17 protein-coding genes, 2 tRNA genes and 1 riboswitch are annotated in these 25,368 nt (G+C 38.4%); of the genes, 13 read left to right on the top strand and 6 right to left on the bottom strand.

Features of this window, described 5'->3' with window-relative positions; all coding sequences use genetic code 11:
- Positions 1-47: 47 nt before the first annotated feature.
- Entirely contained in the window at positions 48-1,670 is a 1,623-nt protein-coding gene (locus ACRD64_RS10135; protein ID WP_430933223.1) for a hypothetical protein, read from the top strand.
- 64 nt (positions 1,671-1,734) lie between these two features.
- Here ACRD64_RS10135 and ACRD64_RS10130 read toward each other — a convergent pair.
- Positions 1,735-1,817: transfer RNA gene (locus tag ACRD64_RS10130), tRNA-Leu, on the bottom strand.
- A 408-nt stretch (positions 1,818-2,225) separates the two neighbouring features.
- Positions 2,226-2,298: transfer RNA gene (locus ACRD64_RS10125), tRNA-Gly, on the bottom strand.
- Between the two features lie 256 nt (positions 2,299-2,554).
- Between ACRD64_RS10125 and ACRD64_RS10120 the strand changes: the two genes are divergently transcribed.
- Positions 2,555-4,024 (top strand): glycoside hydrolase family 16 protein, encoded by a 1,470-nt coding sequence (locus tag ACRD64_RS10120; protein ID WP_430933222.1) that lies wholly within the window; start codon positions 2,555-2,557, stop codon positions 4,022-4,024.
- Positions 4,025-4,262: 238 nt separating this feature from the next.
- On the opposite strand, the gene ACRD64_RS10115 is transcribed toward ACRD64_RS10120, so the two are convergent.
- Positions 4,263-6,488, bottom strand: coding sequence for a RelA/SpoT family protein (locus tag ACRD64_RS10115; RefSeq protein WP_430933221.1), 2,226 nt, complete (start codon positions 6,486-6,488; stop codon positions 4,263-4,265).
- Between the two features lie 201 nt (positions 6,489-6,689).
- On the opposite strand from ACRD64_RS10115, the gene ACRD64_RS10110 reads away from it, so the two are divergent.
- The 3 genes from ACRD64_RS10110 to ACRD64_RS10100 all read left to right on the top strand — a co-directional run bounded on the left by ACRD64_RS10110 (position 6,690) and on the right by ACRD64_RS10100 (position 7,776).
- Positions 6,690-6,977 carry a YtxH domain-containing protein gene (locus ACRD64_RS10110; protein ID WP_430933220.1) on the top strand — a complete coding sequence of 96 codons (288 nt, stop codon included), beginning with the start codon at positions 6,690-6,692 and terminating at the stop codon, positions 6,975-6,977.
- Between the two features lie 141 nt (positions 6,978-7,118).
- Entirely contained in the window at positions 7,119-7,493 is a 375-nt protein-coding gene (locus tag ACRD64_RS10105; RefSeq protein ID WP_430933219.1) for a phage holin family protein, read from the top strand.
- A complete protein-coding gene (locus ACRD64_RS10100) occupies positions 7,480-7,776 on the top strand; it encodes a hypothetical protein (RefSeq protein WP_430933217.1) in 297 nt (98 codons plus the stop codon). The genes ACRD64_RS10105 and ACRD64_RS10100 overlap by 14 nt, the downstream gene beginning before the upstream one ends.
- A gap of 47 nt (positions 7,777-7,823) precedes the next feature.
- On the opposite strand, the gene ACRD64_RS10095 is transcribed toward ACRD64_RS10100, so the two are convergent.
- Complete coding sequence (locus tag ACRD64_RS10095) at positions 7,824-8,921, bottom strand: YncE family protein (RefSeq protein WP_430933216.1); 1,098 nt, start codon at positions 8,919-8,921, stop codon at positions 7,824-7,826.
- Between the two features lie 226 nt (positions 8,922-9,147).
- Positions 9,148-9,365: riboswitch (cobalamin riboswitch) on the top strand.
- A 78-nt stretch (positions 9,366-9,443) separates the two neighbouring features.
- Here ACRD64_RS10095 and ACRD64_RS10090 point away from each other — a divergent pair.
- The 8 genes from ACRD64_RS10090 (at position 9,444) to ACRD64_RS10055 (ending at position 21,849) form a co-directional block, all read left to right on the top strand.
- Positions 9,444-11,402 (top strand): TonB-dependent receptor plug domain-containing protein, encoded by a 1,959-nt coding sequence (locus ACRD64_RS10090; protein ID WP_430933215.1) that lies wholly within the window; start codon positions 9,444-9,446, stop codon positions 11,400-11,402.
- A 25-nt stretch (positions 11,403-11,427) separates the two neighbouring features.
- Entirely contained in the window at positions 11,428-12,519 is a 1,092-nt protein-coding gene (locus tag ACRD64_RS10085) for a hypothetical protein (protein WP_430933213.1), read from the top strand.
- 135 nt (positions 12,520-12,654) lie between these two features.
- Positions 12,655-14,691: an NAD-dependent DNA ligase LigA gene (gene ligA / locus ACRD64_RS10080; protein WP_430933212.1), complete on the top strand. Its 2,037-nt coding sequence runs from the start codon at positions 12,655-12,657 to the stop codon at positions 14,689-14,691.
- A 4-nt stretch (positions 14,692-14,695) separates the two neighbouring features.
- A complete protein-coding gene (locus ACRD64_RS10075; RefSeq protein WP_430933211.1) occupies positions 14,696-15,241 on the top strand; it encodes a DUF6913 domain-containing protein in 546 nt (181 codons plus the stop codon).
- A gap of 81 nt (positions 15,242-15,322) precedes the next feature.
- Entirely contained in the window at positions 15,323-15,910 is a 588-nt protein-coding gene (locus tag ACRD64_RS10070; protein WP_430933210.1) for a penicillin-binding protein activator LpoB, read from the top strand.
- Positions 15,911-16,023: 113 nt separating this feature from the next.
- The gene (locus tag ACRD64_RS10065; protein WP_430933209.1) at positions 16,024-17,424 is read left to right on the top strand and encodes a COG3014 family protein; all 1,401 of its coding nucleotides are present in this window, start codon (positions 16,024-16,026) and stop codon (positions 17,422-17,424) included.
- A gap of 191 nt (positions 17,425-17,615) precedes the next feature.
- Positions 17,616-20,318: a PAS domain S-box protein gene (locus tag ACRD64_RS10060; RefSeq protein ID WP_430933208.1), complete on the top strand. Its 2,703-nt coding sequence runs from the start codon at positions 17,616-17,618 to the stop codon at positions 20,316-20,318.
- Between the two features lie 406 nt (positions 20,319-20,724).
- The gene (locus tag ACRD64_RS10055) at positions 20,725-21,849 is read left to right on the top strand and encodes a glycerate kinase (RefSeq protein ID WP_430933207.1); all 1,125 of its coding nucleotides are present in this window, start codon (positions 20,725-20,727) and stop codon (positions 21,847-21,849) included.
- Between the two features lie 135 nt (positions 21,850-21,984).
- On the opposite strand, the gene ACRD64_RS10050 is transcribed toward ACRD64_RS10055, so the two are convergent.
- Together ACRD64_RS10050 and nqrF are read right to left on the bottom strand one after the other, a co-directional pair.
- The gene (locus tag ACRD64_RS10050; RefSeq protein ID WP_430933206.1) at positions 21,985-22,800 is read right to left on the bottom strand and encodes a sugar phosphate isomerase/epimerase family protein; all 816 of its coding nucleotides are present in this window, start codon (positions 22,798-22,800) and stop codon (positions 21,985-21,987) included.
- 39 nt (positions 22,801-22,839) lie between these two features.
- On the bottom strand, positions 22,840-25,098 hold the full coding sequence (gene nqrF / locus ACRD64_RS10045) for an NADH:ubiquinone reductase (Na(+)-transporting) subunit F (protein ID WP_430933205.1): 2,259 nt from the start codon (positions 25,096-25,098) through the stop codon (positions 22,840-22,842).
- Positions 25,099-25,368: the final 270 nt, after the last annotated feature.

The raw sequence follows: 25,368 nt of genomic DNA, 5'->3' as shown, positions 1-25,368 counted from the left end.
ATTTTTTATCTAAACAATCATTATCACACAAATATTTCCCTACGAAAATGGCAAGACTAAATATTCACGGAAACATTATTTTAACTTTTGAATTTGAAGCATATGTAGATGTTTATTGGAAAGAACTTTCTGAATTTATTATTGAAAAATATGGAAATAAAGTTTTTGATGACAACAACGAAGTTGAAGCAATACTTTTAGACTCCTTTGATTTTTTTCTGAAAAAATTTCAATCATTAATTGAGGAAGAAAAGACCTTTTCATTCTTTTTATATACATTTTTTCTAAACGAACAGTCATGGGATTTTTTAATTAAAATACGCAGTGGTCATTCATTAGGAGAAGTAAATGAGAATGATTTCTCAATTTATCGAAGAGTGTTAAAATTAATTTTAGAACAAGGATGCGATATTGATTTAGCTTGGGGAGACTTTCCTACTGGAGCGCAAGTTTTAGGATTTGATGAAAAGATTCAAAAGCTATATTATTTAGGTAGCTGGATTTATACATTTGCTGAACAAATAGCATATCAAAAAATGATTGGTAATGCGCATACTGTCGATTTTGATTCCGCAAATTTGATTGGTGTAGAATGGCAAAAACATTATGGCAAAGTATATACAGAAATTGTAGAGAGTGAAATCCCAGAAGATTACTCTAATGGTGTTTACGATATTAATGCTGTAAGAGATATAAAAGCTGCATTAAATTCATGTTTTAAAATAGATTATGATGAAGCAACCTCTATAATTTTTCAGGTAAAGCGTCATTTTAGCAATTCAGACCTTCAAACAATCGAACCTTATGTTCTCCCAATCAATCTTTCATATATAAAAGGTATCGAAACCATTGATGCTGAAAACTTCTATAATGGAATGTCAATTTCGAGAACTAATAAACTTTCTTTGCAAGATGCAATACTCAAACCTTATTCTACAGAAAGATATATGTACAGACCAATTCTAATATATTGTATTGATGGAGTAGATAGAGCATTAATTGGAGAAGGTAAATTAACCGAGTCTTTATATATCTTAGCTAATAATGCGATTAGTTGGAACACTATACCCAAAGAATGGAAGCTGAACAAATGTATGGTAAGATTTATGAGTCGCAAGGGTAACGAGCATGATAAAATTTTAGAAGATGAAATAGAAGCTCTTCTTCTTAAAAATAAATATCGTTACTGTAGAAATATAAAATCTTTTAAAAGACCTAATCAAAACAATTTAAATATTGACAACCACCTAGCCGGAGAAATTGATTTCATCATTGTAGATGATAGTGCAAGAAAAATATTTGTTGCAGATTCGAAATATAATAAATCCAAATATGAAGCTATAGGTTACCGAACTGATTATTCTAATTTCCTAAAATCATACGAACGTCAATTATCTAGAAAAGTCAATTGGATTAGAGATAACAAAATTATACTTCAAGAACATCTGAAAATTATTTATAACCTTTCTGATTTTAGCATTACAACTTACGATGTTGAAGGTCTATTTTTTATTAACACCCCTACTTTTTACATGTACAATGGTACTTACAAAGCAATTACCATTAACAAACTTGAAAGTTTTCTTTTGGGTGAATATTCACTTCCTGTTCTAGAGTATCAAGATTGCTCTGGAAATGTAATTAATATACATCACCCATATTTTAAGTAATAACATTAAACTCCATAAACCAAAAAAACTCCCGACCGAAGTAAATCAGTCGAGAGTTTTTATGTGCCCAGAGCGGGACTCGAACCCGCACGTACGTAGTACACGCGGCCCTCAACCGCGCCTGTCTACCAATTTCAGCACCTGGGCAGGTAACTGTTCAAATTTATCATTTTACAGAATGTTTCCGAATTGTTTCCGAATAAATTCTGTATTTTTGTTTCAAGTTCTTTAAAAACTCAGTATTAATCAGCTTTAGCAGCTCATTGTAACTAGAGTTAAGTAAATGCCCCTCAAGCTAACGTGTCTACCAATTCCACCATCTGGGCAGGTGTCTATTTCAAAATTATAAATCTGTAGATTGTTTCCGAATTGTTTCCGAAAAAATTTTCTACATTTGAGCTACGTTCTTATATAACTCTTTATTAATCAGCTTTAGCAGTCCTTTGTAGCTAAAGTTTAGTAAATGCCCTTCAAGCCTGCGTGTCTACCAATTTCACCACCTGGGCGTAAAAAAAAAGAGCGACTATAACATCACTCTTTTAAATTTAAAAGATGAGCGAAAAACGGGACTCGAACCCGCGACCCCGACCTTGGCAAGGTCGTGCTCTACCAACTGAGCTATTTTCGCATTGCGGTTGCAAAAATATAAAAATTATCTTTTTTTCAACGAATCAAAACGAAAAATATACAAATAAACTTGAAATATAATCCGTTTGGCCCACCTTAACACCTTCAATATACTAAGGGTCAATCCATAATCTTTTAACATCATTTTTTTCTTTTCGACTTTTATAAATGATAATAATTAAAACCGTTTTTTAATAACCATTTTAACAATCCCCCGTACAATACTGATGTTAAAAAGAAACTAATCCAATATCAACATGGCGAATATTTTTAGCAGACTTTTCGGGAGCAAGTTCCCAAGTACTGAAAAATACGAAAATGAATACAACACCTTGAGGAATGCCCAAGAGCGATTTCACAAGCTTGAAAAATCGGAATCTATATTAAGATATTTTGAACTGGACACATTGGTTCATTCGGGAGAATTTGCTCAAAAAGTCATCAAGATCAAAAAGGAGCGCTTTAAGGACACGGAGGCGTTTCAGCAGTTCAAAAAGTACAATGAACACAAACGCTCGAAAAATGTAGTAAACTACCATAAGTATATTCGAAAAGACAAAAGCAAGCTGTTAGAAGAATTAAAAAACACCCCCGATGTGCAAGAGTACCTAAAATTAAAGCAGTTTGTTGAATCGGAAGAATTTGCTGCCATTAAAAACAAAAAAGTAACAGCGGACGACAAGGTACGATTTAAAGATACTGATGCCTTTCAACAGGAACAAAAATATAAAAAGCACAAGCGTTCCGCAACAGTGAAACGCTTCAACAAAATCTTACGCATTGATAAAAGCGCGGAAGCTGAGGAACTTAAAAAAACAAGTGAAATTCAAACTTACCTGGGGTTAAAAAACTATATCGAATCACCTGAATTCGAAAAAATAAAAAGCGAGATGAATGACAAAAATCGCTTTAAAAAGTCCAAAGAGTATCAGTTGCTGGAAGAATATAAAGCATTACAGAAAAGCGAAGATGTAACCTGGTTCTTGAAAACAACGAAAGACAATCCTTTTAAAGACATTGACAAGTGGGCTCTTACTTTTGAAGATAATTTCGATGGCACATCTTTGGATGAGAACAAATGGATTACCGGTTATTATTGGGGAAAAGCGTTAATGAATGACAACTATGTGCAGGCTAACGAAAAGCAATTTTTCAAGAAGGAGAACATAGAACTTAGAAACAGTTGTGCCAGAATAATTTCGAAAAACGAAGATTGCAAAGGAAAAATATGGGACACGCAGTTCGGTTTTGTGCCAAAAGACTTTGCATATTCATCGGGAATTATCAACACGGGACAAAGTTTCAGACAACAATTCGGAAAGTTCGAAGCGAAGGTTAGGTATAGCCACACAGCACCTGCCGCCCACAGTTTTGTTTTATTATCGGAACAGATGACACCTCAAGTTAACATTTTGAAGACTCCTGAAAACGGGACAAATAAAATTGAAGCCGGAAACTTTTGGGGCAACAATGGCCAAATCTCACAAAGCGTTCAGGATGTGAAAATCCCAGGCTCTTCCGAAGATTTTTATATTTACGCGTTGGAATGGTCAAAAAACCTGATGGAATGGAAAATTAATGGTATAACGGTTTATACGCAAACTGAAAACATACCTCAAATACCCATGTACGTATCCTTCAGCACCCACTTTACCGATATTCCGAAGCAAGATAAGTTACCAATTTCAATGGATATTGATTGGGTACGTTGCTATCAATTAAATTAGGCCTAATTACTTTTATTATAAAACCAAGGCTGTTCATTTTTTAGGTGAACAGCCTTTTTATATTATTTTTGGCGCTATAGTCTTTTATAACAACACATTAACCAATCAACGTAATACCATACCGATAACATCCCATAAAACGATTCCATCCTTTGCCGCCCGCCCCTGCCTCATTGGCAACTGCAAACTGTTGACAGTCGGCTGATCACTAATTGTGCTGATAACAGATCAGCGAACACTACACCACCGAATCGATACGGGATACATTATACACCCCTTTAACATTTTTCACCTTTCTAATCAACATACCCAGCATATCCGTATCATTTACAAATACGGTTACCGTTCCCTCAAAACTACCTTCCTGTGAATCGATGGAAATAGAGCGCATTTTCATTTTCAAATCTTTGGTAATGACCTGGCTGATATTACTTACAATACCAATATCGTCGCTACCTGTAATTTTAAGCGTTGCCTGAAAGTTTGCCGAGCTACCGGAACTCCATTGTGCATTCACTATTCTATAACCGAATTTAGAGCGCATCTCCGGTGCATTCGGACAATTTTTCCTATGAATCTTAATACCTCCCGTTACACCCACAAAACCAAAAACAGCATCCCCAAAAATAGGACTGCAGCATTTGGCCAAAGAATAATCTACGTTCTTTAGGCTTTTGTCTATCACCAGTATGTCATCCGAACTTGCAACTTCGTCATAACTGGCTACAAAATTTGTTGCACTTTTATGTTGGGCAATAACATCCTGTTTTTCCTTGTCTAGAGCTTTGTTTTCCTGTGCGTGCACATAATCCTTAACGCTGGTAACGTCAATGGTGCCTACCGCAATCTCCCTGAAAAAATCGTTGATCGTTTTCGATTTATAATGCTTTACCAACTGATGGATCAACTGGTCGGTTAATTCTATCTTCCAATTCTTGAGCCTTCTAACCAGTGTCTCCCTGCCAAATTCCGATTCTTTATACTGGATCTCCTTAAGCGCTTGTTTTACCTTGGATTTAGCCCGTGATGTAGCCACCACTTTTAACCATTCAGCCCTTGGCTCTTGAGTTTTGGAAGTGATCACCTCTATATGATCACCATTTTTTAATACTTGTTTAATGGAGGCATGTTTGCCATTTATTTTAGCCCCGTTACATTGCTTCCCTACCCCGGAGTGAATATCAAAGGCAAAATCGAGAACTGTGGCACCTTTGGGCAAACGTCTCAGGTCACCTTTGGGCGTAAAAACAAAAACCTCCTCATCGTACAGGTTAAGCTTAAAATCATCGATAAAGTCAATGGCATTTAGTTCCGGATTTTCCAATACCTCCCTGATATTTCCCAACCAACTATCCATTCCTTTTTCTCCTTCACCCCCTTTGTATTTCCAATGTGCAGCCAACCCTTTTTCTGCCACCTCATTCATCCTTTGGGTGCGAATCTGAACCTCCACCCATTTTTTCTCGGGCCCCAGCACAGTGGTGTGTAACGATTCGTATCCATTTGATTTAGGGATAGACAACCAATCGCGCAATCGCGACGGATTAGGCTGGTATTTGTCCGTAACAATGGAATAGACTTTCCAGCAGTCGGCTTTTTCATCTTTTTCCGCACTATCCAAAATAACACGGATGGCAAAAAGATCATACACGTTTTCGAAAGGTGTATTTTGCTTTTTCATCTTATTATGGATGGAATGGATAGTTTTTGTGCGTCCTTTTATATCGAATTTTAACCCAACAGCCTCCAACTCCTTCTTAATCGGCGCAATAAAATCGGCAATATACTTATCGCGAGCCCGTTTGGTTTCATTTAGTTTTTTGGCGATAAAACTATACATCTCCCGATTGGTGTATTTCATTACACCATCCTCCATCTCGCTTTTTATGGCATATAAGCCCAATCTGTGGGCCATAGGAGCATACAAATACCCTACTTCGGAAGCTATAACCTGCTGGCTTTCCGCTTCATATAAATTCAAGCTGCGCATAGTCTGCAACCTGTCGGCCAGAATAATCAATATTACCCTCACATCTTGGGCAAACGTCAAGAGTAGCTTTCTGAAATTTTCCGTTTCGATAGAAGTATCCTTGGTGTATAATTCTTTCACCTTGATAAGCCCGGTCACGATATCTTCCACCTTTTTACCAAACGCCTCCAAAATCTCATGCTTCTCAACATCTTCGTGCTGGACCACATCATAAAGAAGTGCGCAAATGATAGAAGTACGGCCTAAACCAATCTCCGAAGCAACAATGTTAGCCACTTCCAAAGAATGGATTGCCGACAGTTTACCGGATGGCCTTCTAAATTCTTTCTTCCTGCTTAACGCCATTTCAATGGCTTTCCTGACCTCTGTTATGTCCTCGTTAGATAATATTTTCCTGCAAGCTCTTAATAAGCTCCTATAATTCTGTGTTATTTCTTGTTTTTCGGAATGATTAAGTACAACCCGGTTCTCCATATAAATTCCATTCTAAATTCTTACTGCACTGGTCCATGTTTCAAAAACGGCCAGTCCGGTGCTAATCCCCAAATTTAGTGTACAGATATGTTTATTCAAAACTATTATCAAAAGCTTTTTTGTAATCTTGACTTTTATAAGTTTATGTGGTATATTATTAGGTGAATAAAATCATTATTAACTATTTAAATATTAAGAGTTATGAAAAATACCGGATTATTTTTAGGAGGCTTGCTTGCAGGAGCAATGGTAGGGGCTGCCAGTGCGTTATTATTTGCACCACAAAATGGAAAAGAAACCCGCAAACAATTAAAGGAAAAGTTGCACGAGCTTGAAAAAGAGATGAATGTAACCAAAGAAAAAATTAAGGAAAAAAGTGGTGAAATAAAAGAAGAGCTTAAGGCCAAGATCCACAATATTGAGGATAAAATTGAAAAATTACTCGAAGAGTACAAAAGAACTTTGGAACCTACAAATAGCCCTAACTAATTAATAACTTAAACCTTAACTCACATAAGTTATTCTGTTATTAGGCATCAGTTACAATTTTGTGACACTTTATTTTGAAGCCCGATTCAAATTTCTTACATTAATTAGAAATTGGTTCGGGTATTTTTATATTATTAAGGTATGAGCAAAAAAGAAAGTTTATCGGAAGAGGTCACCGAAGTTAAAAAAGAAATTGAATCTTACGTTCAGAACAGAATAGATTTGACAAAACTGCATGTCGCAGAAGATTTGAGCAGGCTTACTTCAGGATTAGCTGTTCGTCTTGTCCTGTATTACATCGCGTTTTTCGTACTGCTGTTCTTGTCGATGGCGGCTGCCTATGCAATTGGGAACTACACCAATAGCACCGAAACAGGCTTTATTATCGTGGCCGGCGCCTATTTGTTTGCGGGGCTCGTTTTTTATCTGTTTAAGGGAATGCTCATCAGCAAGCCAATTATTAAAGCGTTTATTCACTTATTTTTTCCTAACTACAGCAATTATGACAAAGAATAACTATTCGAACATAAGATCTTTCGAAGACTTCCGGAAAGAAAAAATGAGGCTTTTCTACGAAATACGTTTATCGGAAAAAAAATTGGAGATTAAAAAGATGGAACTTCAAGAGTATCTGAATCCTATTCGTTTTATTACCGCCATATTTAACGAATTGTCGAAGCCCCTTTTCTCCTTTATTAAATCGTTCGCAGAAGGAATTATAAAAAGGACAAAAGAAAATAAAGAGGCAAAAGCGCAAAAAAAATCCTCCGAATCATCATCTGACAAATCGGAGGATTAAATATCTTGCAAAGGCGCAATGAACAAAAAGCGCAGAACCATTTTTTGCTAGCGGACAAATACAAAATGACGCGGCATTACGCCAACTTCAAAAACAGTATTCTCACTATTATATGCATATCGGTCGAATATGAATACCGAACCGTTTGCCTCGCCCTGTCCATCAACAGCGCAAAAGTATTTTCCGGTATATGGATTAATGGCCATAGCATCAAACACCATACTTTTATAGGTTTCTTCCTTAAAAAACTTGTTGGCAGGTAATTCATCATCATCATAGCGCATAGCGTATGTACCATCGTTTACGTAAAATATGGTACCTCCTCCAAGTGAAGTCATTAAACAATTTCGCCCGTTCGCCACATAATCATCCACAAACGGAAACACTTTTACCTCATGTGTTCCGTAGTTGATCCTGGCCAATCCGGCACCTTCCCCATTCAATCCCACACACAATACCCATATGTTCCGGTAACCGTCGATCACCATCTCAACCGGAGTTTTTAGTTTCAGCGTGGTTGTTTCATCTAATTCCTGTTCCAGCGCTATTGTATCTGTTACCTCTTTTAGGGTAATATCAATAACCATCACGGTTGAATCAGGATATGCCTGACCGCCCGTATTGGCCACGTACAACTTTTTCCCCTTGCTATATGCTATTCTGGTAGGATTTTTACCTACTCTTAATGGTTCGCCAATCTCTATGGCAGTACTGTCCATTATCAAAACAGAGCCGGAATTCCCGTCACTCACCGTTCCTTGGGTAGCATATAAAAACTGGTCCGACACCGCCTTTAGGTCTGTCAAATTGCTAAACCCGTTTTCACTGCCTATTGATATGAAAGACTCCATATCAACCAAGTCAATCTCCTGGGCACCTGCCGAACCTTTTAAAATATAACCTCGGTTACCGACCACGGAAAATGCGGTCAGCTTTCCACCGAGCGAAACGCTATTGACTTCGTTATACATATCTGCAGTAACACTGCTGTCTCTTTCATTGTAAAAACTTACTGTTCCACCTTCATTTCCCACAAATACACCGGCAAGTGCATCATTAGATATGATATCCGGATAGTCTTTATCGCACGAAACAAATGCTATAAGAATGGTCAGAATTGCGGGGATATGGATTTTATTCTTCATTTATTTTTTCGTTTTCTATAAATTTCAAATGCAAATATAAGATTTCGGTTGATATAAACACTTATCTAATTCAAAACATAATCCTGATTCAAATCCTTTAAGAAAAAATAGTTTTTTTTATTTATTGCCATTTAAGCCACTATAAAGACCGTCCATTTATTTCTATGGTTCTCCCGTTGATTAATTATTTAAATTTTGAATAAATATTAAAACTCGATTATTTTATTACATTTGCACAAAATTTGGTTTTCAACGGTTGTAACAACCGGCGAATGAAAAGGGAATCCGGTGCTTGGCGTATACCAAAATTCCGGAACTGTACCCGCAGCTGTAGGTTCAATTAATTGTTACTGAAAGTCTCACACCACTGACAGGCACGTGTCTGTTGGGAAGGTATCAGTAATTTGAACGAGTCAGAATACCTGCCAATATAGTTTAACAAAGGCTTCGGGAGCTAGGCTGTTAAAGGTATTCTGCAAAGGGCATCTTTCCTATTCTATCCGAGCTACGATTTTAACAAAGATGCTAAGATTAGTAGGGATTGTTTTTATTATTGGTATTGCTTCCGTTGTCCATGGACAAACCTCATATTTTTTGAGTGACACCTCGCACCTGGTGCTCGAGGATACCATACATATTTTAGAGGTTGAGATTGTTTCTCCTGTGTCGAACAAATATCAGGTGGGAAGCAAAACACAAAATATATCCGCGGAACAATTGGAGCAAATGGCTTCCCAAAACCTAACCGGATTACTTTCCAGCTATGCTCCTATTTATATAAAATCGAATGCAGGTGGCTTGTCCAGTTTTCATTTCAGGGGTACATCAGCCGACCATACTTCCTTGATGGTTGGGGGACTAACCCTCAACTCGTTAACCCTGGGCAGCTCTAATCCGAGTAATGTACCCATCTTTCTTTTCGACAAGGTTAACATTTTGTACGGAAGTTCTTCCGCATCCGTTGGTTCAGGTTCCATTGGTGGTAGCATACGATTAGGTTCTTCCCTAAACTGGACGCAAGGACAAGAAGTAGATCTGCTTGCTTCAACGGGGTCGTTCGGGATGCACACGTTAGGCGGTAAAATTCTTTTGGGCAATGGTAAATTCGAATCTGTCACCCGCCTTTTATCTTACAAAAAAGAAAACAACTTCGAATTTAAGAATACAGAAATCAAAGACTTTGAAACGGGAAAATACAGAACTGAAAAGCAAAAATATGCGGCTATCGATAATATAAACCTTGTGCAGGAGTTCAATTTTAAATTCTCGGACAAGGAAACGTTGACTTCAATGTTTTGGTATGCCAATAATTGGCACGAAGTTCAACCAACCATAGAAGCCAATTCAAGTGACACGCTTAAGCGCGAAATATATGAAGATACACACTTGAGGAGTTGGGTTCAATACAATAACCAAAAGCACCAAGTAAATTTTCATGCCGGCGCAGGGTTTGTTTACGATGATGCTACTTACAATGACAATACGAATCAATCTATCTCAACGCAAAGGTTAGTTTCCGAAGTTGGTTTAAACCATCGATGGAAAAGTATGAAATACGCAATAGGTGCGCAATATAAACACATCATACCCGACGTATATGCTTATAAAGACAATCCAATAGAAGACCGGCTAGATCTATATTCATCATTATTCATTAATGCAGGATCAAACACTACAGTATCAATCAACCTACGCCAGCAATTTGTTACAGATTTTACCGCACCATTTACCCCGGCTTTAGGGATAGAACATAACCTAATGACCAATAAAAACTCCATCCTTAAACTGACAGGAAACATACAAAGAAGTTATAGAATCCCAACCTTAAACGATCGTTATTGGGACCAACCGAATTATACGGCAAACGAAAATTTAAAACCCGAAGATGGACTTAACATTGAAACAGGGATTAAACATACCATCTGTTCAGAATCGTTTACCCTTAAAACCAATATACAATACTTTTATATGGACGTTGACAACTGGTTGATGTGGATTCCTAAACCGGATGGTTGGATCGCTGCTAATATACTTAGCGTAAAAAGCAAAGGGGTAGAGTTTCATTCGGATGCTACTTTAAATCTCAATCGGACAACCATAAAACTAGGCGCAAATTACACGCACAACACAGCCGTCAGAGACAAATCGAAAAATCAAACCGATAAAATTGGTCGTCAACTGGAATACACGCCCAAAAACCTGGCCAATGGGTTTATCCATTTTAACTACAAAGAACAGGGTATAAAAGTTAATGGATCTTACACCGGAAGCAGATACTACAATCAGGAGGAAGGAAGAAGTCTTGACCCCTATTTTCTTTTTAATATCTCCGCGTACAAAAAACTGGAGCTAAAAAAACACAAGCTTCGTATATTTTTGAATGTCGATAATGTTTTCAGTGAAGAATATCAGAACGAATATAGATACGCCATGCCTATGGTAAGTTACACTTTAGGCGTGCGATTCAATTTTAAAAATTAATATTAAATTCTATAAATCAATAAAAATGAAAAAGTTAATTTTATTATTTGCCCTCGTTCCATTTCTGTTTTCATCATGTGAGGATGACAATGAGGTTATTAGCAATGATGAAACATCAAGTCTTTACATTGTAAATTATGGTAATTATGGAGGTACTAAAGGTTCTCTATCATCATTTAACCTGGCAGATTCAACGATAAACAATTATATATACGAATCTATTAATGGCGTTGCCATGTCAGGAAACCCGCAATTTGCCTATAGCTACGAGGGAAACATTTATGTAATGGGAAACAACAAGGACGAAGTATATCATTTCGACAATGTTTTCCTGGAACAAACTGAAAACGGCGTCACCTCTGATGTTGTTAAACCAAGATATTGTGTTGGTGATGGTGACTATTTGTATATTTCATGTTGGGGCGGCGACATCTGGGATGACATCAACCTGTCGTACATTGCCAAATACAATATTAAAACCAATGTTGTGGAAAAAAAGATTCCGTTGGCAGGTGGTGCCGAAGGGCTTGAGATTGTTAACGGTAAATTGTACTGTGCGCTAAATTACCTGCAGAAAGTGGCCGTAATGAATTTAGCCACAGAAGAATTTACATATATAGATCTTCCTGCTGTATCTTCTTATTTCCTTAAAGACAATTCCAACAACCTATACGTTAGCTTAATAAGCACATACGGATCTCCTTCTACCGAAACCGGGATTGGGTATATCAACACGCAGAATGACGAGCTTGATACCGTGCATCAATTAAGTGGCGTTTCCACCGGATACAGCTCCATCATGGCTGCCAATAATGATTTTTCAAAAATCTACCTTGTGGCATCTTCATGGGTGCAGGATGCGGATGAAAACTGGATTCAGGTAGGTGGGCTGCAAACTTTTGATGTAGCAACCAGCACTTTCGAAACGGAACCTTTTTTATCTAACATAAACGGTTTAAACGGAGTAGCCGTTAACCCGGAAACGAATGACGTATTCTGTATGATCTCGGAAAGCACTTCAGCAAATGGTCAATTGTTAATGTATAACAAAGATAAAGAACTCATAAAGACCTTTAACACGGGGATAGCCCCGGCTTGGGCTTTATTTGTACAATAAATATCATCTGCCAATTAATAACTGTTGAAGCATGCTTTCTCAAAATGTAGGGAAAGCATGCTTTTTTGTTTTCCCTGGTTCGTTCCTTGCCTAAAAATTGTATTTTTACACGTTACCTATTCTAAAAAATGATAGATGATGAGCAAAGATATACAACAAGAAATACAATACTTAAGAGAACAACTTAACCAACACAACCATAATTATTACGTTTTAAACCAGCCTACTATTTCTGATTATGATTATGATCAGATGATGCACAAGCTCCTGAAACTAGAAGAAGAAAACCGCGATTTTTTTGACCCCAACAGTCCAACCCAACGTGTAGGCAGCGATTTATCCAACGATTTTCGGCAAATTACCCATCAATACCCTATGCTTTCGTTGGGCAACACTTACAACGAAAGTGAGATAGCGGATTTCCACCAAAGGGTAACCAAGGCCATTGGCGACGAGATTGAATACGTGTGCGAGTTAAAATACGATGGTACCGCCATAGGCCTTACCTATGAAAATGGAATACTGAAACATGCCGTAACCCGGGGCGATGGAGAAAAGGGGGATGACGTAACTTCCAATGTTAAAACTATACGAAGTATACCGCTGCAATTAAAAGGCGACTACTTGGAGAATTTTGAGATTAGAGGCGAAATTTTCATTCCTAAAGCCGAATTCCAAAAAATAAATGAACTCCGTGAAACAGAGGGTGAGGCTCCTTTTGCCAACGCCAGAAATGCTGCTGCGGGTTCGCTCAAAATGAAAAAAAGTTCCGATGTGGCCAAGCGTGGTCTGGATTGTTTCCTATATTATATGTTGGGCGACAAGCTGCCCTCTGCCCTTCATTCCAACAATTTGGAAAAAGCACGAACATGGGGTTTTAAAATTCCCGAACATTACAAACGCTGCCATTCTCTGGATCAGATTAACGATTTTATAAATTATTGGGATCGTGAAAGATTCAACCTGCCTTATGAAATTGATGGTATCGTGATAAAGGTGAATGATATAAACCTACAAAATGAACTGGGTTATACGGCTAAATCACCCAGATGGGCTATATCCTACAAATTTCAGGCGGAAGAAGCGCGCACAAAACTGCTGTCCGTCGACTACCAGGTGGGCAGGTCGGGTAAAATAACACCGGTCGCCAATTTGGAGCCTGTTCAACTGGCAGGCACAACGGTAAAAAGAGCTTCATTACATAATGCCGACATCATTGACCTACTGGATTTGCATGAATCCGATATGGTATATGTTGAAAAAGGTGGCGAAATCATTCCTAAAATCACACGGGTCGACGAAAGTGCGCGACACCCCATGTCCACTAAAATTAATTTCATAACACACTGTCCCGAATGTGGAACAGCGCTTATTCGCCCGGAAGGAGAAGCAGCACACTTTTGTCCCAACGATAAGGTTTGTCCGCCGCAACTCAAAGGAAAGATTGAACATTTTGTGAGCAGGAAGGCCTTGAACATTGATTCATTCGGCGAGCAGGTGGTTGACCTGCTTTTTGAAAAGGGATTGGTACAAGACGTAAGCGATATATATGCGCTAACCTACGAACAACTCAACGGCTTAACCAGAGTTTCCGGTGATGAGGAAAACAAAAAGCTTTTCAGTTTCCAGGAAAAATCGACACAAAACCTTTTAAACGGCATATCCAGATCAAAAGAAGTTCCTTTCTCCAATGTTTTATTTGGGTTGGGCATTAAACACGTAGGCGCCACGGTAGCCAAAACCTTGACCAAAAAGTTTAACACCATAGACAAACTGGCTGCTGCCACGCTGGAAGAACTAACAGAGGTGGATGACATTGGCCCCAAAGTGGCCGAAAGTGTGATAGCTTATTTTGCCGACCATGAAAATCAGGCCATGATATCGCGGTTGAAAAACACAGGCCTCCAGTTGGAAAGCGAAGAACAAAAAGAAAGCGAGGGCAAATTTACCGGACTCTCGTTTGTTGTCAGCGGAACCTTCTCTAATTTCTCCCGCGACGAACTTAAAACCATCATTGAACAACATGGCGGCAAAAACCTTAGCGGAGTTTCGGCAAAAACATCGTATCTTGTAGCGGGTGATAAAACCGGACCTGCAAAATTAGCGAAAGCTGTAAAGATCGGCGTGAAAATTGTGAACGAATCCGAATTTATTGATCTTCTAGAAAATTAATTCTGTGAACTACTATAATAAGCTTAGAATACGAATGGGTGCTTTCATGTTAAAGCAAAAACTTAAAAAGAAAAAACGGACACCTGTAATATGCAACTTAAAACAAGCCAGGGACATAGGAATTGTATTTAATTCAACCATTGATAACGACCGTCAAACAGTAAAAAAATTAGAATCGTTTTTTAAAGAATTAAAGATTACGGTTGAAGTGATGGGCTATTCCAACAGGAATAAAAACGGAGACACGCTCATTGGAGATAGTCATCATCATTATCTTTACGCTAATGATTTAAATTGGTATTACGAACCCAAAGGCGATACGGTTGATCATTTTATGCAAACCCCGTTTGATATATTAATTGATTTATACCAAGACGAAGAATTTCCGATTGAATACATCCTAAAGATGTCGAACGCAAAATTTAAAGTAGGCTGTGCGCACCTTGACAAAGGCCTACACGACATGATGATAGATGTGAGCAAAAAGAAAGGTGATTCGGCGTATTTAATAGAAAATATTAAGCATTACCTTAGCATTTTAAATAACTAGTTGGCACGATAATTGATTTTTCAGGATTATAATATTTACATTATTTGATATAAAAATTTATCCAACCAAAACACGTTAGATATGAAAACTAAATTACTTTCGTCCGTACTTTTCGTCGCGTTACTTTTTTCTTCCTGCGCCAGTCATAAAGTGGAGAGGGTGTCTCCCGATGAAGCAATCGACCTTAGCGGAAGATGGAACGACACGGACTCAAAAATGGTGGCAGAAGCCATGGTAGACCAGGTACTTTCAGGTGCATGGATCGACAACTATATGCAAAAAAACAACGGTAAAAAACCGGTTGTAGTAGTGGGTTTAATTTATAACAAATCGCACGAACATATTAGTTCAGGGACTTTTATTAAAGATGTAGAGCGGTCGTTTATTAATAGTGGCAGGGTTCGTCTTGTGCAGGCTGCCGACAAAAGAGAAGAACTTAGAAAAGAACGTGCGGCACAACAGGAGTTTGCTTCCCTGGAAACCGCCAAGCAGTGGGGGAAAGAACTGGGCGCCGATTTTATGCTAAACGGAGACATCAACTCCATTGTGGACACGTATAAAAAAGAACGCGTAAACTATTATCAGACGAATCTGGAACTTTCTGACCTTGAAACCAACGAAATAGTTTGGATTGGGGACAAAAAGATAAAAAAATACGTCAACAAATAAACAGCTGTTATATCATCCATTCGCAATAACAATAGCTGCGAATGGATATTTTTTTTGTCGCTTATGGTGCTTGCAAAAGTATCTTTTACTTCACGTGCTCACATTTAACTCGTATGCCAATTAAAAAAATAAAACTCGCACTTTTAATTGTCACCGCATTTATATCCTTAACCTTTGTGGGATGTGCTACTTACTACCAGAAAAACTATCAACTTCAGTCGTATATTACGGATGGTGATTTTAATTCTGCCGACAAACTTTTAAACAAGGATAAAAAAGGTGAAACCGGTATTAACAGGGTGCTCCATTACATGAACAAGGGTATGGTTAACTTTATGATGGGCCAATATGAGGTAAGCAATACCTATTTGGAAAAAGCCGACCTATACAACGAAGACTATAAAAAAAGTTTTGGATCGGAAGCGTTATCCCTGCTTTCGAACCCCATGGTGAAGCCTTATAAACCGGAGGATTTTGAAACCGTGATGGTGCATTATTACAAGTCGTTAAATTACCTGATGCTCGAAAAATACGAGGATGCGCTGGTAGAATGCCGAAGGGTAAACATTCAACTACAACAACTGAACGATAAATACAAAAAAAACACAAACAAATACGCCAACGATGCTTTCGCCCATAACCTAATGGGAATGATTTATGATGCATCCGGCGATAAAAACAATGCTTTTATTGCCTATAGAAACGCATACGACACCTATGAAAATGATTATAAAAAGCTCTTTAACATTTCTGCGCCGGAACAGTTAAAAAAGGACCTGTTACGTGTTGCATACCAGGTAGGGTTTATGCAAGAATATAACTTTTACAAGGATAAATTCTCACTGGAATACACCCCCAAAAACGATGACGAAGGATCGCTCGTGTTTTTATGGATGAACGGTTTTGGCCCCGTAAAATCGGAATGGAGTATAAACTTTACCAACACCGGATTTAACAACGGATGGGTTACTTTTGCCAACGAGGATTATGGGTTAAACTTTCCCGTATACGTGGGTAACAGAAAGCGGGAAGAACAAGGTGCATTTATGAACTTATCTTTTGTTCGTGTGGCCTTTCCCAAATATGTAGAAAGGAAACCTAAATTTTCGCAAGCACGATTACGAACCAACAACCAACAATATCAATTGGAATTGTCCGAGGATATTAATGCCATCGCATTTCAATCGTTAAAAGACAGAATGGCCAGAGAAATGGCGAACAGCATTGCCAGGCTTGCCACAAAAAAGGCGCTGGAATCATTGGCCAATAAAGAAAACAAAAACCTGGGCTCTATTGTCAGTATTGTAAATGCTTTAACAGAAAAGGCGGACACACGAAACTGGCAATCCCTGCCCTATGCCATACATTATACAAGAATACCATTACAGGCCGGAAACCACCAAGTGCATTTGCAGGTAAACGGTTCGGGTCAAAGTCATGAGACATTTTATTTTGATATTAAAAAAAACAAAACCACTTTTTTCACCTACCATCAGCTTGAAACGATCCAATAGTTATATCTTTAGGAAAATATCTTAAACAACAACTCACCTAAAATAATTGGAGTACTAAATCTCGGAATAAGACATTGCTCAAAAAAAAACTGTTGTTGCTTAAATAATTTAGGCTATCGTGATATTTAGTTTTATTTTGTGGTTTCGTATTTTTTAAATTTATCACTACCTCATAACCATAAAGAAAAACTGTGAATTTATCCGGTCACAATTATAATTATTACCTAAAACGTTGGAAAGGACAATTTGGCATTTATGCCGAATTAATGAATTGTTCCATCGTTCTACTAGCCGAATTAAAAGAGGGTAATTTAACGGCAATCGCTTATAACTCGCCAAGCGAAAACAACATCTTCTTTAATAAAGATATCAGAAATAGTCTCAGCAAAATCATTATCGACAATTCAGAAGCTTATTCTATTGACAACCTGCAAAACTCCCAAAACAAAGAAACCTTGGAAGGACAAGCCGGTTTAAAATGTTTGTACGGTGTTCCGGTGGTTGACGAAAATGGCAAGTGTTTTGCTAGTTTATGCATGTACTCCAGGGAACAAAGTTATATTTCCGATGAAAAAACAAATCAGCTTGAAACCATTAAAATACAAATAGAGGAAGACATATTATACGCCAACAAAGAACGTCATAAACACAATATTACCAGAGATTTACTACTGAGCGAAGATGAGAAACTGAAACATTTTTTTCGTTTCTCCCCCATTGGTATATTTTATTTTGACACAAACCTGATTATTACCGATCTGAACGAAAAATTTGCTGAGATACTTAAATCGGACAAGCAGGTATTATTGGGGCTTAACATGAAAAAAATTCATGATAAAAGAGTACTTCCAATACTTCAAAGTGCACTTTTGGGCGTTGAGGAAGAGTACGACGGCGAATACCTCACCTCCACGAGCGGTGCCAAAGTTAATATCCTCCTTAAGGCGTCCCCTGTTTTTGTAAATCAAAAAATTGTTGGTGGAATAGGTATTCTTCAGGATACCACTACCAGGACCAACATAGAGAATGCGTTAAAATCGAGTGAAAATAAATATCGCGAACTGGTAGAAAAAATTAACGACGTTATTTTTTCGATAGATGCTAATGGTATCTGCACCTATGTTAGCCCGGTCATTAAGTTATTGATAGGGTATGCCGCCGATGAAGTTATCGGGTATCATTTCATCAATTTTATATTCGAAAGTCACAGAATTACCTTTAACGACGCCCTGCAAAAGGTGAAATTTGGTTCTACTGTTATTTCCGAAGTTAAAATAAAAAATAAATACGGCACATTTCATTGGATACGCTGCTCCATGCGCCCGGTATATGGAGAAGATGGCGTCTTTATGGGCATCCATGGCATCGCTCAGGACATTGAGGAAACTAAACTCGCCGAAATGTCGCTGAGAGAAAGCGAAGAACAGTTTAGATTGGTAGCGACCAATATATCCGACATTATTTACGAATGGGACCCCTCCAGTGATGGGTTAACCTGGTACGGGAATCCTTCTGTTATTCAAAAAAAATTTAGTTCGATTAACAAATTTTCGGAGTTAAACCTACTCATCCATGAAGAAGACCGTAACAAAATAAACAAACTATGGAGTGAGGCTCAAAAAAATGGTGTAGCCTGGAAAGAAGAATTTAAAGTTTTATCCAGGAATAATAAACCCATACATATTTTAGGTAGCGGTTTAATGTTATTTAAAGATAATAAGCCGAAAGGCTTTGGAACGCTTACCGATGTGAGCAAAGAGAAGGAACTTGTTCACGATCTGAAATTGTCGAACCAAAAGTTGGCCGACAATATGGCAAAAACAAACAGCCTTTTATCTGCCATACCCGACATGATGTTTACCTTTGACAGATCCGGGAATATTACCGACTATCACAGCAACGACGAATCGAAACTGTTTAAAAAGGCCGTCGATTTCTTAAATCAGAATGTTACGAAAATATTGCCGCTTGACATTGCCGAACTAACAATTGAGAAGATTGCCAAAGTACTCCGAAATAAAAATATTGAAACGTATAAGTACCAACTCCCAGTTGAAGGTGGCCTTCAAACTTTTGAGTCCAGAATGGTGTTTCTTGATCCGGAACATACCTTAGCTATAGTTAGAAACATTACCACCCAGGAGCTGGCGGAAAAAGAATTGATAGCGGCAAAAGAAAAAGCCGAAGAAAGCGACCATTTAAAATCCTCGTTTTTGGCAAACATGTCGCACGAAATAAGGACACCCATGAATGGTATCATTGGCTTTTCCGAGTTATTATCGTCAAAAACCATGAACCCTGCCGAAAGGGAATATTACACTTCGGTTATTGTTAAAAGTGGCCACCAATTGCTTGATATTATCAACGATGTGCTGGAAATTTCGAAGATAGAAACAGGTCAAATTCAGGTCAATAACACCATTGTTAATGTTTCCGATGTATTTCAAACCATGTTATCCTTCTTTAGTAAAAAAGTGTTAGAAAATAAGGTTGAGCTAACTACAATATATCCTGAAAATCAAGAAGAATTGATACTATTAACTGATGACGGTAAGCTTAAACAGATATTAAGCAACTTAATTAGTAATGCGGTAAAATTTACAATTGACGGCACTATTAGTATGGGTTATTCCATTATTAGGGATGCATTTGTTGAGTTCTTTGTGGAAGATAACGGTATAGGGATTGCCAATGAAGAGCAGAAAAAAATATTCGAGCGGTTTTCGCAGGCCAATCCTCAAATTATGCGGCAGCATGGAGGAACAGGTTTAGGTTTATCTATTTCGAAAAGCCTGGTGGAAATACTGGGTGGATCTATTTGGGTAGACTCAAAACTTGGCAAAGGTTCCAAATTCTCGTTTACCATACCCTATAAAAAACCAATTATTAATTAGCCGTGAAGTATTCTGATCCTATCAGTTTGAAGGTATACCCCAAACGGAACGTTAGTTAAAGCCGGATTATCGTATTAGAGGTGCAAAATGAGCATTTAAAATACCATAAAACAAGGAGTTGCCAAAACGAGGCAGCACCCTCTGGTGAGATGAAGCAAATCAGCGAAACGCCTTGTTTTGAAGTAGCTGAATTGCGTAACAGGATTCCTAATGCATATGACGGGTTATAGATGAACGTAAAATTGATTCGAAAAAAAATAAAATATCGAACCTGGATAACGACTTGTCAACACTACCGAAGGCTGCGCTATAAACGAAACCTTGGTTATCTGAAAAACACTACAATATTCCTTTTTGCGTTTATGCAGTATAATAAATATTCCTACTTTGTGATTAACCTTACACAATGAAAATAATAATTGCCCCGGATAAATTTAAAGGTTCGCTGACTGGATTGGAGTTTTGTGATGCGGTGGAACGAGGTATCAAAAAACATGTTTCCGATATTGAAATCGTCAAACTTCCCCTGGCAGATGGAGGCGACGGTACTATTGAAGTGCTCAAATATTACCTGGATGGAGAAATGATCACCTTAGAAGTGCACGATCCGCTATACCGTAAAATTAACGCATCCTACTTATATTCCGAAAGCAAAAAAACGGCTTACATCGAAATGGCAGAAGCTTCGGGTATTCGGCTATTAAAAAACGAAGAACTGAACCCGCTGGAAACATCCACTTTCGGGACCGGTGAATTAATTGCGGATGCGCTCAACAAGGGTGTCAAACATATTATTTTGGGTATTGGGGGAAGTGCTACCAACGACGGTGGATTAGGAATGGCAAAAGCGCTTGGGTATCGCTTCTTTGATGTGAACAACAAGGAGTTGGAAGGTAAAGGAAGTGACTTAATAAAACTGGTCAAAATAGATAGCTCACGGGTAAATCCTCGTATTAAAAACGTAAATTTTGATGTTGCTTGCGATGTGGATAATACCTTGTTCGGGATCAACGGGGCTGCATATACCTATGCCCCACAAAAAGGAGCCTCTTACGAAACTGTAAAACAACTGGATTCTGGCTTAAGAAACTACAACGCCGTTGTTAAAAACAAATTTTACAAAGATTTACAGCACATACCCGGGGCCGGGGCTGCAGGCGGAATGGGTGCAGGAAGTATTTTGTTTTTAAATGCCCAGCTCAACTCCGGCATCGATCTGATAAAAAACGAGGCCAACTTTGACAGAAATATTGTAGGTGCAGACTGGATTATTACGGGCGAAGGAAAACTGGACGAACAAACATTTTCGGGCAAGGTAATTAAGGGGGTGATGGATTCACTGACCACCCAAAAGCTGGCTGTTTTTTGTGGCATCAGCGAATTGGCGCCGGAGAAATTGCCTGAATTGGGAGTTCATTACCTAAAAGAAACCAGAGATCTTTCCATAAGTTTAGACGATTCAATTAAATATGCGGGCCGGTATTTAGAAATGGCTGTTGAAGAATTTGCGAGATCAGCTCATTTGGTATAAAAAAGAAACGTTTGAGCACCCCTTGAATCATTCAGAAATTTGTAATTAATGGTTTCAGATTATGTAACAGAATCTACCCTTGCCATAGTTTGACACTTAGTCAGGGGTATGTGTAAAATAGTTTGGATTAACCTTCTATTGCAAATTTTCTTTCAGGTATTCCATCATCTGTTTATTGATATCCCACTGATCACTAACTTCCTTCTGTGTAAACGGAAGCCTTGGCATATACGGGTATGGGCCAAATTCGGGACAGATATAAAACACCTCTTCTCCCCTTTCCTTAGCCAGGTCGATAATTCTTTGCCACCAACCAACAAACCTATCCAGGTTCGTCTTCCATTCAGGGGCAAAAGGATGGTTTACCTGGGCACTCTGATCAAACCCTACACGGGCATGAATATACCTGCAATGCGGAATTATCTTCTCAAGAATATGCTCCTGGTCTTCCAGCAAACTTTCCGAAACATTACAAAAATGAGAAAAGTCGGCGTTCAGCTCAAGTTCCGGATATTTCTCCAAATAAGGCAACAAACTAAATGCATGATGATTAAACCGTCCTCGGTGTGTTTCGTGGATAATTCGTGCACCGGTTTCTATTATAACCCGTTGACAACTTTCTATCAAGCTACTATTATCCTCAAATGAAAAGAAATCCTTGCCTGTATGTGAGTTAATGAATACAGGTTTAAAAGAGGCCAAAAATTTTAATCGATCCACCAAACGTTTACGATATTCGTCTACACTTTCATTTTTGGGCGGCAACCATTGCTGTGCAATAAAAACAGCCCCTGTTTCCTTAAAGGTTTCCTTTACTTCCTTATCAAATCCTTGCTCGGGAGTAAAATTCATTTCAACACCATCGTATCCGGCAGCCAGGGCTTTTTGAACAAAAGTTTTTGGGGAAAGCGTTTCACTTCCCCAATAAGGGCATATATATTTGATTTCCATATTTGATTAGATTATAAATTTGTTCAGTATAACAAGACTTCAAAATTCATCATATGCTATCGCCTCTTCGTGAACACCATATTTTGCCAAAAGCTCTTTACATGCTTCAATCATGGCTGGTGGACCACATAAATAAAACTCAACATTACCTATATCTTTAATCTTTTTCAGATATTGCTCTTCCACTACCTGATGAATAAACCCCACATGCGATTCCCAATTATCAGATGGCAGCGGCTCGGATAAGGCCACATGAAAATCGAAATGAGGATGCTTGTCTGCCAATTCATTAAAGTAGTCATCGTAAAATAATTCCTGAAGAGAGCGCGCCCCGTACCAATAACTGACTTTTCGCTTCGTTTTTTCCGTTTCGAACAAATGCGATATGTGCGATCGCAAAGGAGCCATCCCTGCTCCTCCTCCAATATAAACCATTTCCTGGTCCGTGTCTTTAATATGAAAATCGCCAAACGGTCCGGTGGCATTCACCAAATCCCCTTCTTTCAGGTTAAACACAAAGGACGAACCTACTCCCGCCTTCACATTTTTTCCTGGTGGTGGAGTAGCAATTCTAACATTAAACCGAAGCTGTTTCTCTTGAAAGGGATTATTGGCCATGGAATAATTACGCCGTGTTTTGGTATGATTGGAAGCAAAGTTCTCAAAAAGTTTAAGTTGCTCCCAGGCAGAACGGTAAGGTTCAGTGATCAGCATTTCTTTGAACCTGGTTTGATGTGCCGGAATCTCGAGATGGATATATTCGCCAGGTTTAAAATTGAAGGCATCTCCATTTATGGGTTCCAGAACCAACTCCTTAATAAAGGTGGCCACGTTATCATTGCTCACCACTTTAAATGGTATCCTATCCCGTGCATCGTAATGATAGGATGCATTTAGATTTAAATAAACGAATCCATCTTTGGTTTTCACCTCATAGGTTGACAATCCCAGGCACACCGGTGGTCGTTGCACCGAACCATCTTCAATTTTAAACCGTCCATTATGCTTGGCACATTCTATCTGGTTACCTACAATTAATCCATCAGCCAGATGTGTATTTCCGTGCGTGCAAATACCTTCGGTGGCATAAAACTTATCACCCGGTAATTTGTACAACGCAAAAGTTGCATCTCCACAATCAACACGTAATATTTCGTTATAAACCATCTCGTCCTCACAACAGACTTTAATCCAACCATCCTTATCTGCATCCTCTTTTTTGATGCTGACCGATTCATTTATCTGTTGCGGAATGGATTCGCTTGGGAGTTCCCTTTCGACAAAATATCCAGGATCTTTCACTTGCTTACGCACAGCCGGAATAATTTCTTTAAACGTGTTGATAATTCCCCTATAAGGTGGAGGGCAATCATCTTTCATTAACTCGTGTAGCTTAGGCAGGGCATGATAAGGAACCAATGGAAACATATGGTGTTCGATATGATAATTCATGTTCCAATACAGGAAACGATGAATCCTGTTCATATAAACAGTACGACAATTCAAACGGTGATCCAAAACATTTTCTGACAATCCTGCATGCTGGGTAAGCCCATAGATAGGCATCAACCAGGAACCAAACAAAGTAGGAAGCCCGATAAACATAATTGGGAAAGGTGTTTTAAAAAGGATGGATGCCAGTATAACCGTCAAATAAATAGCCAGATAAACACGTGCCTTGAAAATCACTTTTTTGTTTTCATATGCAGGTAAATAAGTGGCCACTTCCTCATCAATTTTACCGCTGGCATGGATCATAATTTTACGCATCTCGTTTGGCGGAGCGCTTAAACCAAAAAAATTCAGAATAATGGCTTTGATATCCGGAGGACGGGGAACGGATATCTCAGGGTCTCGACCCCGAACCAGGGTATCGCTATGATGCCTGGTATGGCTATAACGCCAAACCGTTGATTGGCGGAATACCATAAACGAGGCCATCTCGTACAGGGCATTGTTCATCCAATCCGACTTAAAAGCCGTTCCGTGACTCGATTCATGCCAACGAGAATCCGAGGTAGAAGCATATAATACGCAATACGCCAAATAAGGAACCACTGCCCACCAACTCCCCCAAAGTTTGACCGTTAAAAAAGCAAAGCCAATAATTAACCCAAGCCATAACAAGGTGTCCCTAACCGCCGGGCCATTTCTTCTTTGCAGTAATTCGATCATTTTAGCTCTTGGGATAGGCGAAGTATACCAAACCGCCCCGGCCAACCCTTTGGATATCGCCCTTTCAGACTCTTTTCCCACCAATGAATAATCTCGTATTTGTTTAACTTTTTCTTTTGACATACTATTTTATAAATCTGTTTATTAGTATATTACATACTACAAATACATTATTAATCGTATTAGTACAAATATACAACCCAACAACCTTGATTTTGTTTTATGCTTTTTTTAAACTACCTACCATGAAACGTTTTGAACCAATCATCAATTTAAAGGTAAAGGCCACAAATACTTATAGATTATCATGCCAATCCATGGTCCGGAGTAAATGCTAAACTAAAGCAAGCCAATACAGAGCGCTATTTACTATGTATACGAAATATGGCTCCC

This window comes from Saccharicrinis sp. 156, from assembly GCF_050589685.1.
GTDB lineage: Bacteria > Bacteroidota > Bacteroidia > Bacteroidales > Marinilabiliaceae > Saccharicrinis.
The sequence above is the reverse complement of the archived record's forward strand: the minus strand, read 5'-3'. Positions and strand labels throughout refer to the sequence as shown.

Excerpts from the sequence above, each read along its gene's own strand:
- ACRD64_RS10135 (WP_430933223.1), top strand. The coding sequence starts at position 48 with ATGGCAAGACTAAATATTCACGGAAACATTATTTTAACTTTTGAATTT.
- ACRD64_RS10120 (WP_430933222.1), top strand. The coding sequence starts at position 2,555 with ATGGCGAATATTTTTAGCAGACTTTTCGGGAGCAAGTTCCCAAGTACT.
- ACRD64_RS10115 (WP_430933221.1), bottom strand. The coding sequence starts at position 6,488 with ATGGAGAACCGGGTTGTACTTAATCATTCCGAAAAACAAGAAATAACA.
- ACRD64_RS10110 (WP_430933220.1), top strand. The coding sequence starts at position 6,690 with ATGAAAAATACCGGATTATTTTTAGGAGGCTTGCTTGCAGGAGCAATG.
- ACRD64_RS10105 (WP_430933219.1), top strand. The coding sequence starts at position 7,119 with ATGAGCAAAAAAGAAAGTTTATCGGAAGAGGTCACCGAAGTTAAAAAA.
- ACRD64_RS10100 (WP_430933217.1), top strand. The coding sequence starts at position 7,480 with ATGACAAAGAATAACTATTCGAACATAAGATCTTTCGAAGACTTCCGG.
- ACRD64_RS10095 (WP_430933216.1), bottom strand. The coding sequence starts at position 8,921 with ATGAAGAATAAAATCCATATCCCCGCAATTCTGACCATTCTTATAGCA.
- ACRD64_RS10090 (WP_430933215.1), top strand. The coding sequence starts at position 9,444 with ATGCTAAGATTAGTAGGGATTGTTTTTATTATTGGTATTGCTTCCGTT.
- ACRD64_RS10085 (WP_430933213.1), top strand. The coding sequence starts at position 11,428 with ATGAAAAAGTTAATTTTATTATTTGCCCTCGTTCCATTTCTGTTTTCA.
- ligA (WP_430933212.1), top strand. The coding sequence starts at position 12,655 with ATGATGAGCAAAGATATACAACAAGAAATACAATACTTAAGAGAACAA.
- ACRD64_RS10070 (WP_430933210.1), top strand. The coding sequence starts at position 15,323 with ATGAAAACTAAATTACTTTCGTCCGTACTTTTCGTCGCGTTACTTTTT.
- ACRD64_RS10065 (WP_430933209.1), top strand. The coding sequence starts at position 16,024 with ATGCCAATTAAAAAAATAAAACTCGCACTTTTAATTGTCACCGCATTT.
- ACRD64_RS10055 (WP_430933207.1), top strand. The coding sequence starts at position 20,725 with ATGAAAATAATAATTGCCCCGGATAAATTTAAAGGTTCGCTGACTGGA.
- ACRD64_RS10050 (WP_430933206.1), bottom strand. The coding sequence starts at position 22,800 with ATGGAAATCAAATATATATGCCCTTATTGGGGAAGTGAAACGCTTTCC.
- nqrF (WP_430933205.1), bottom strand. The coding sequence starts at position 25,098 with ATGTCAAAAGAAAAAGTTAAACAAATACGAGATTATTCATTGGTGGGA.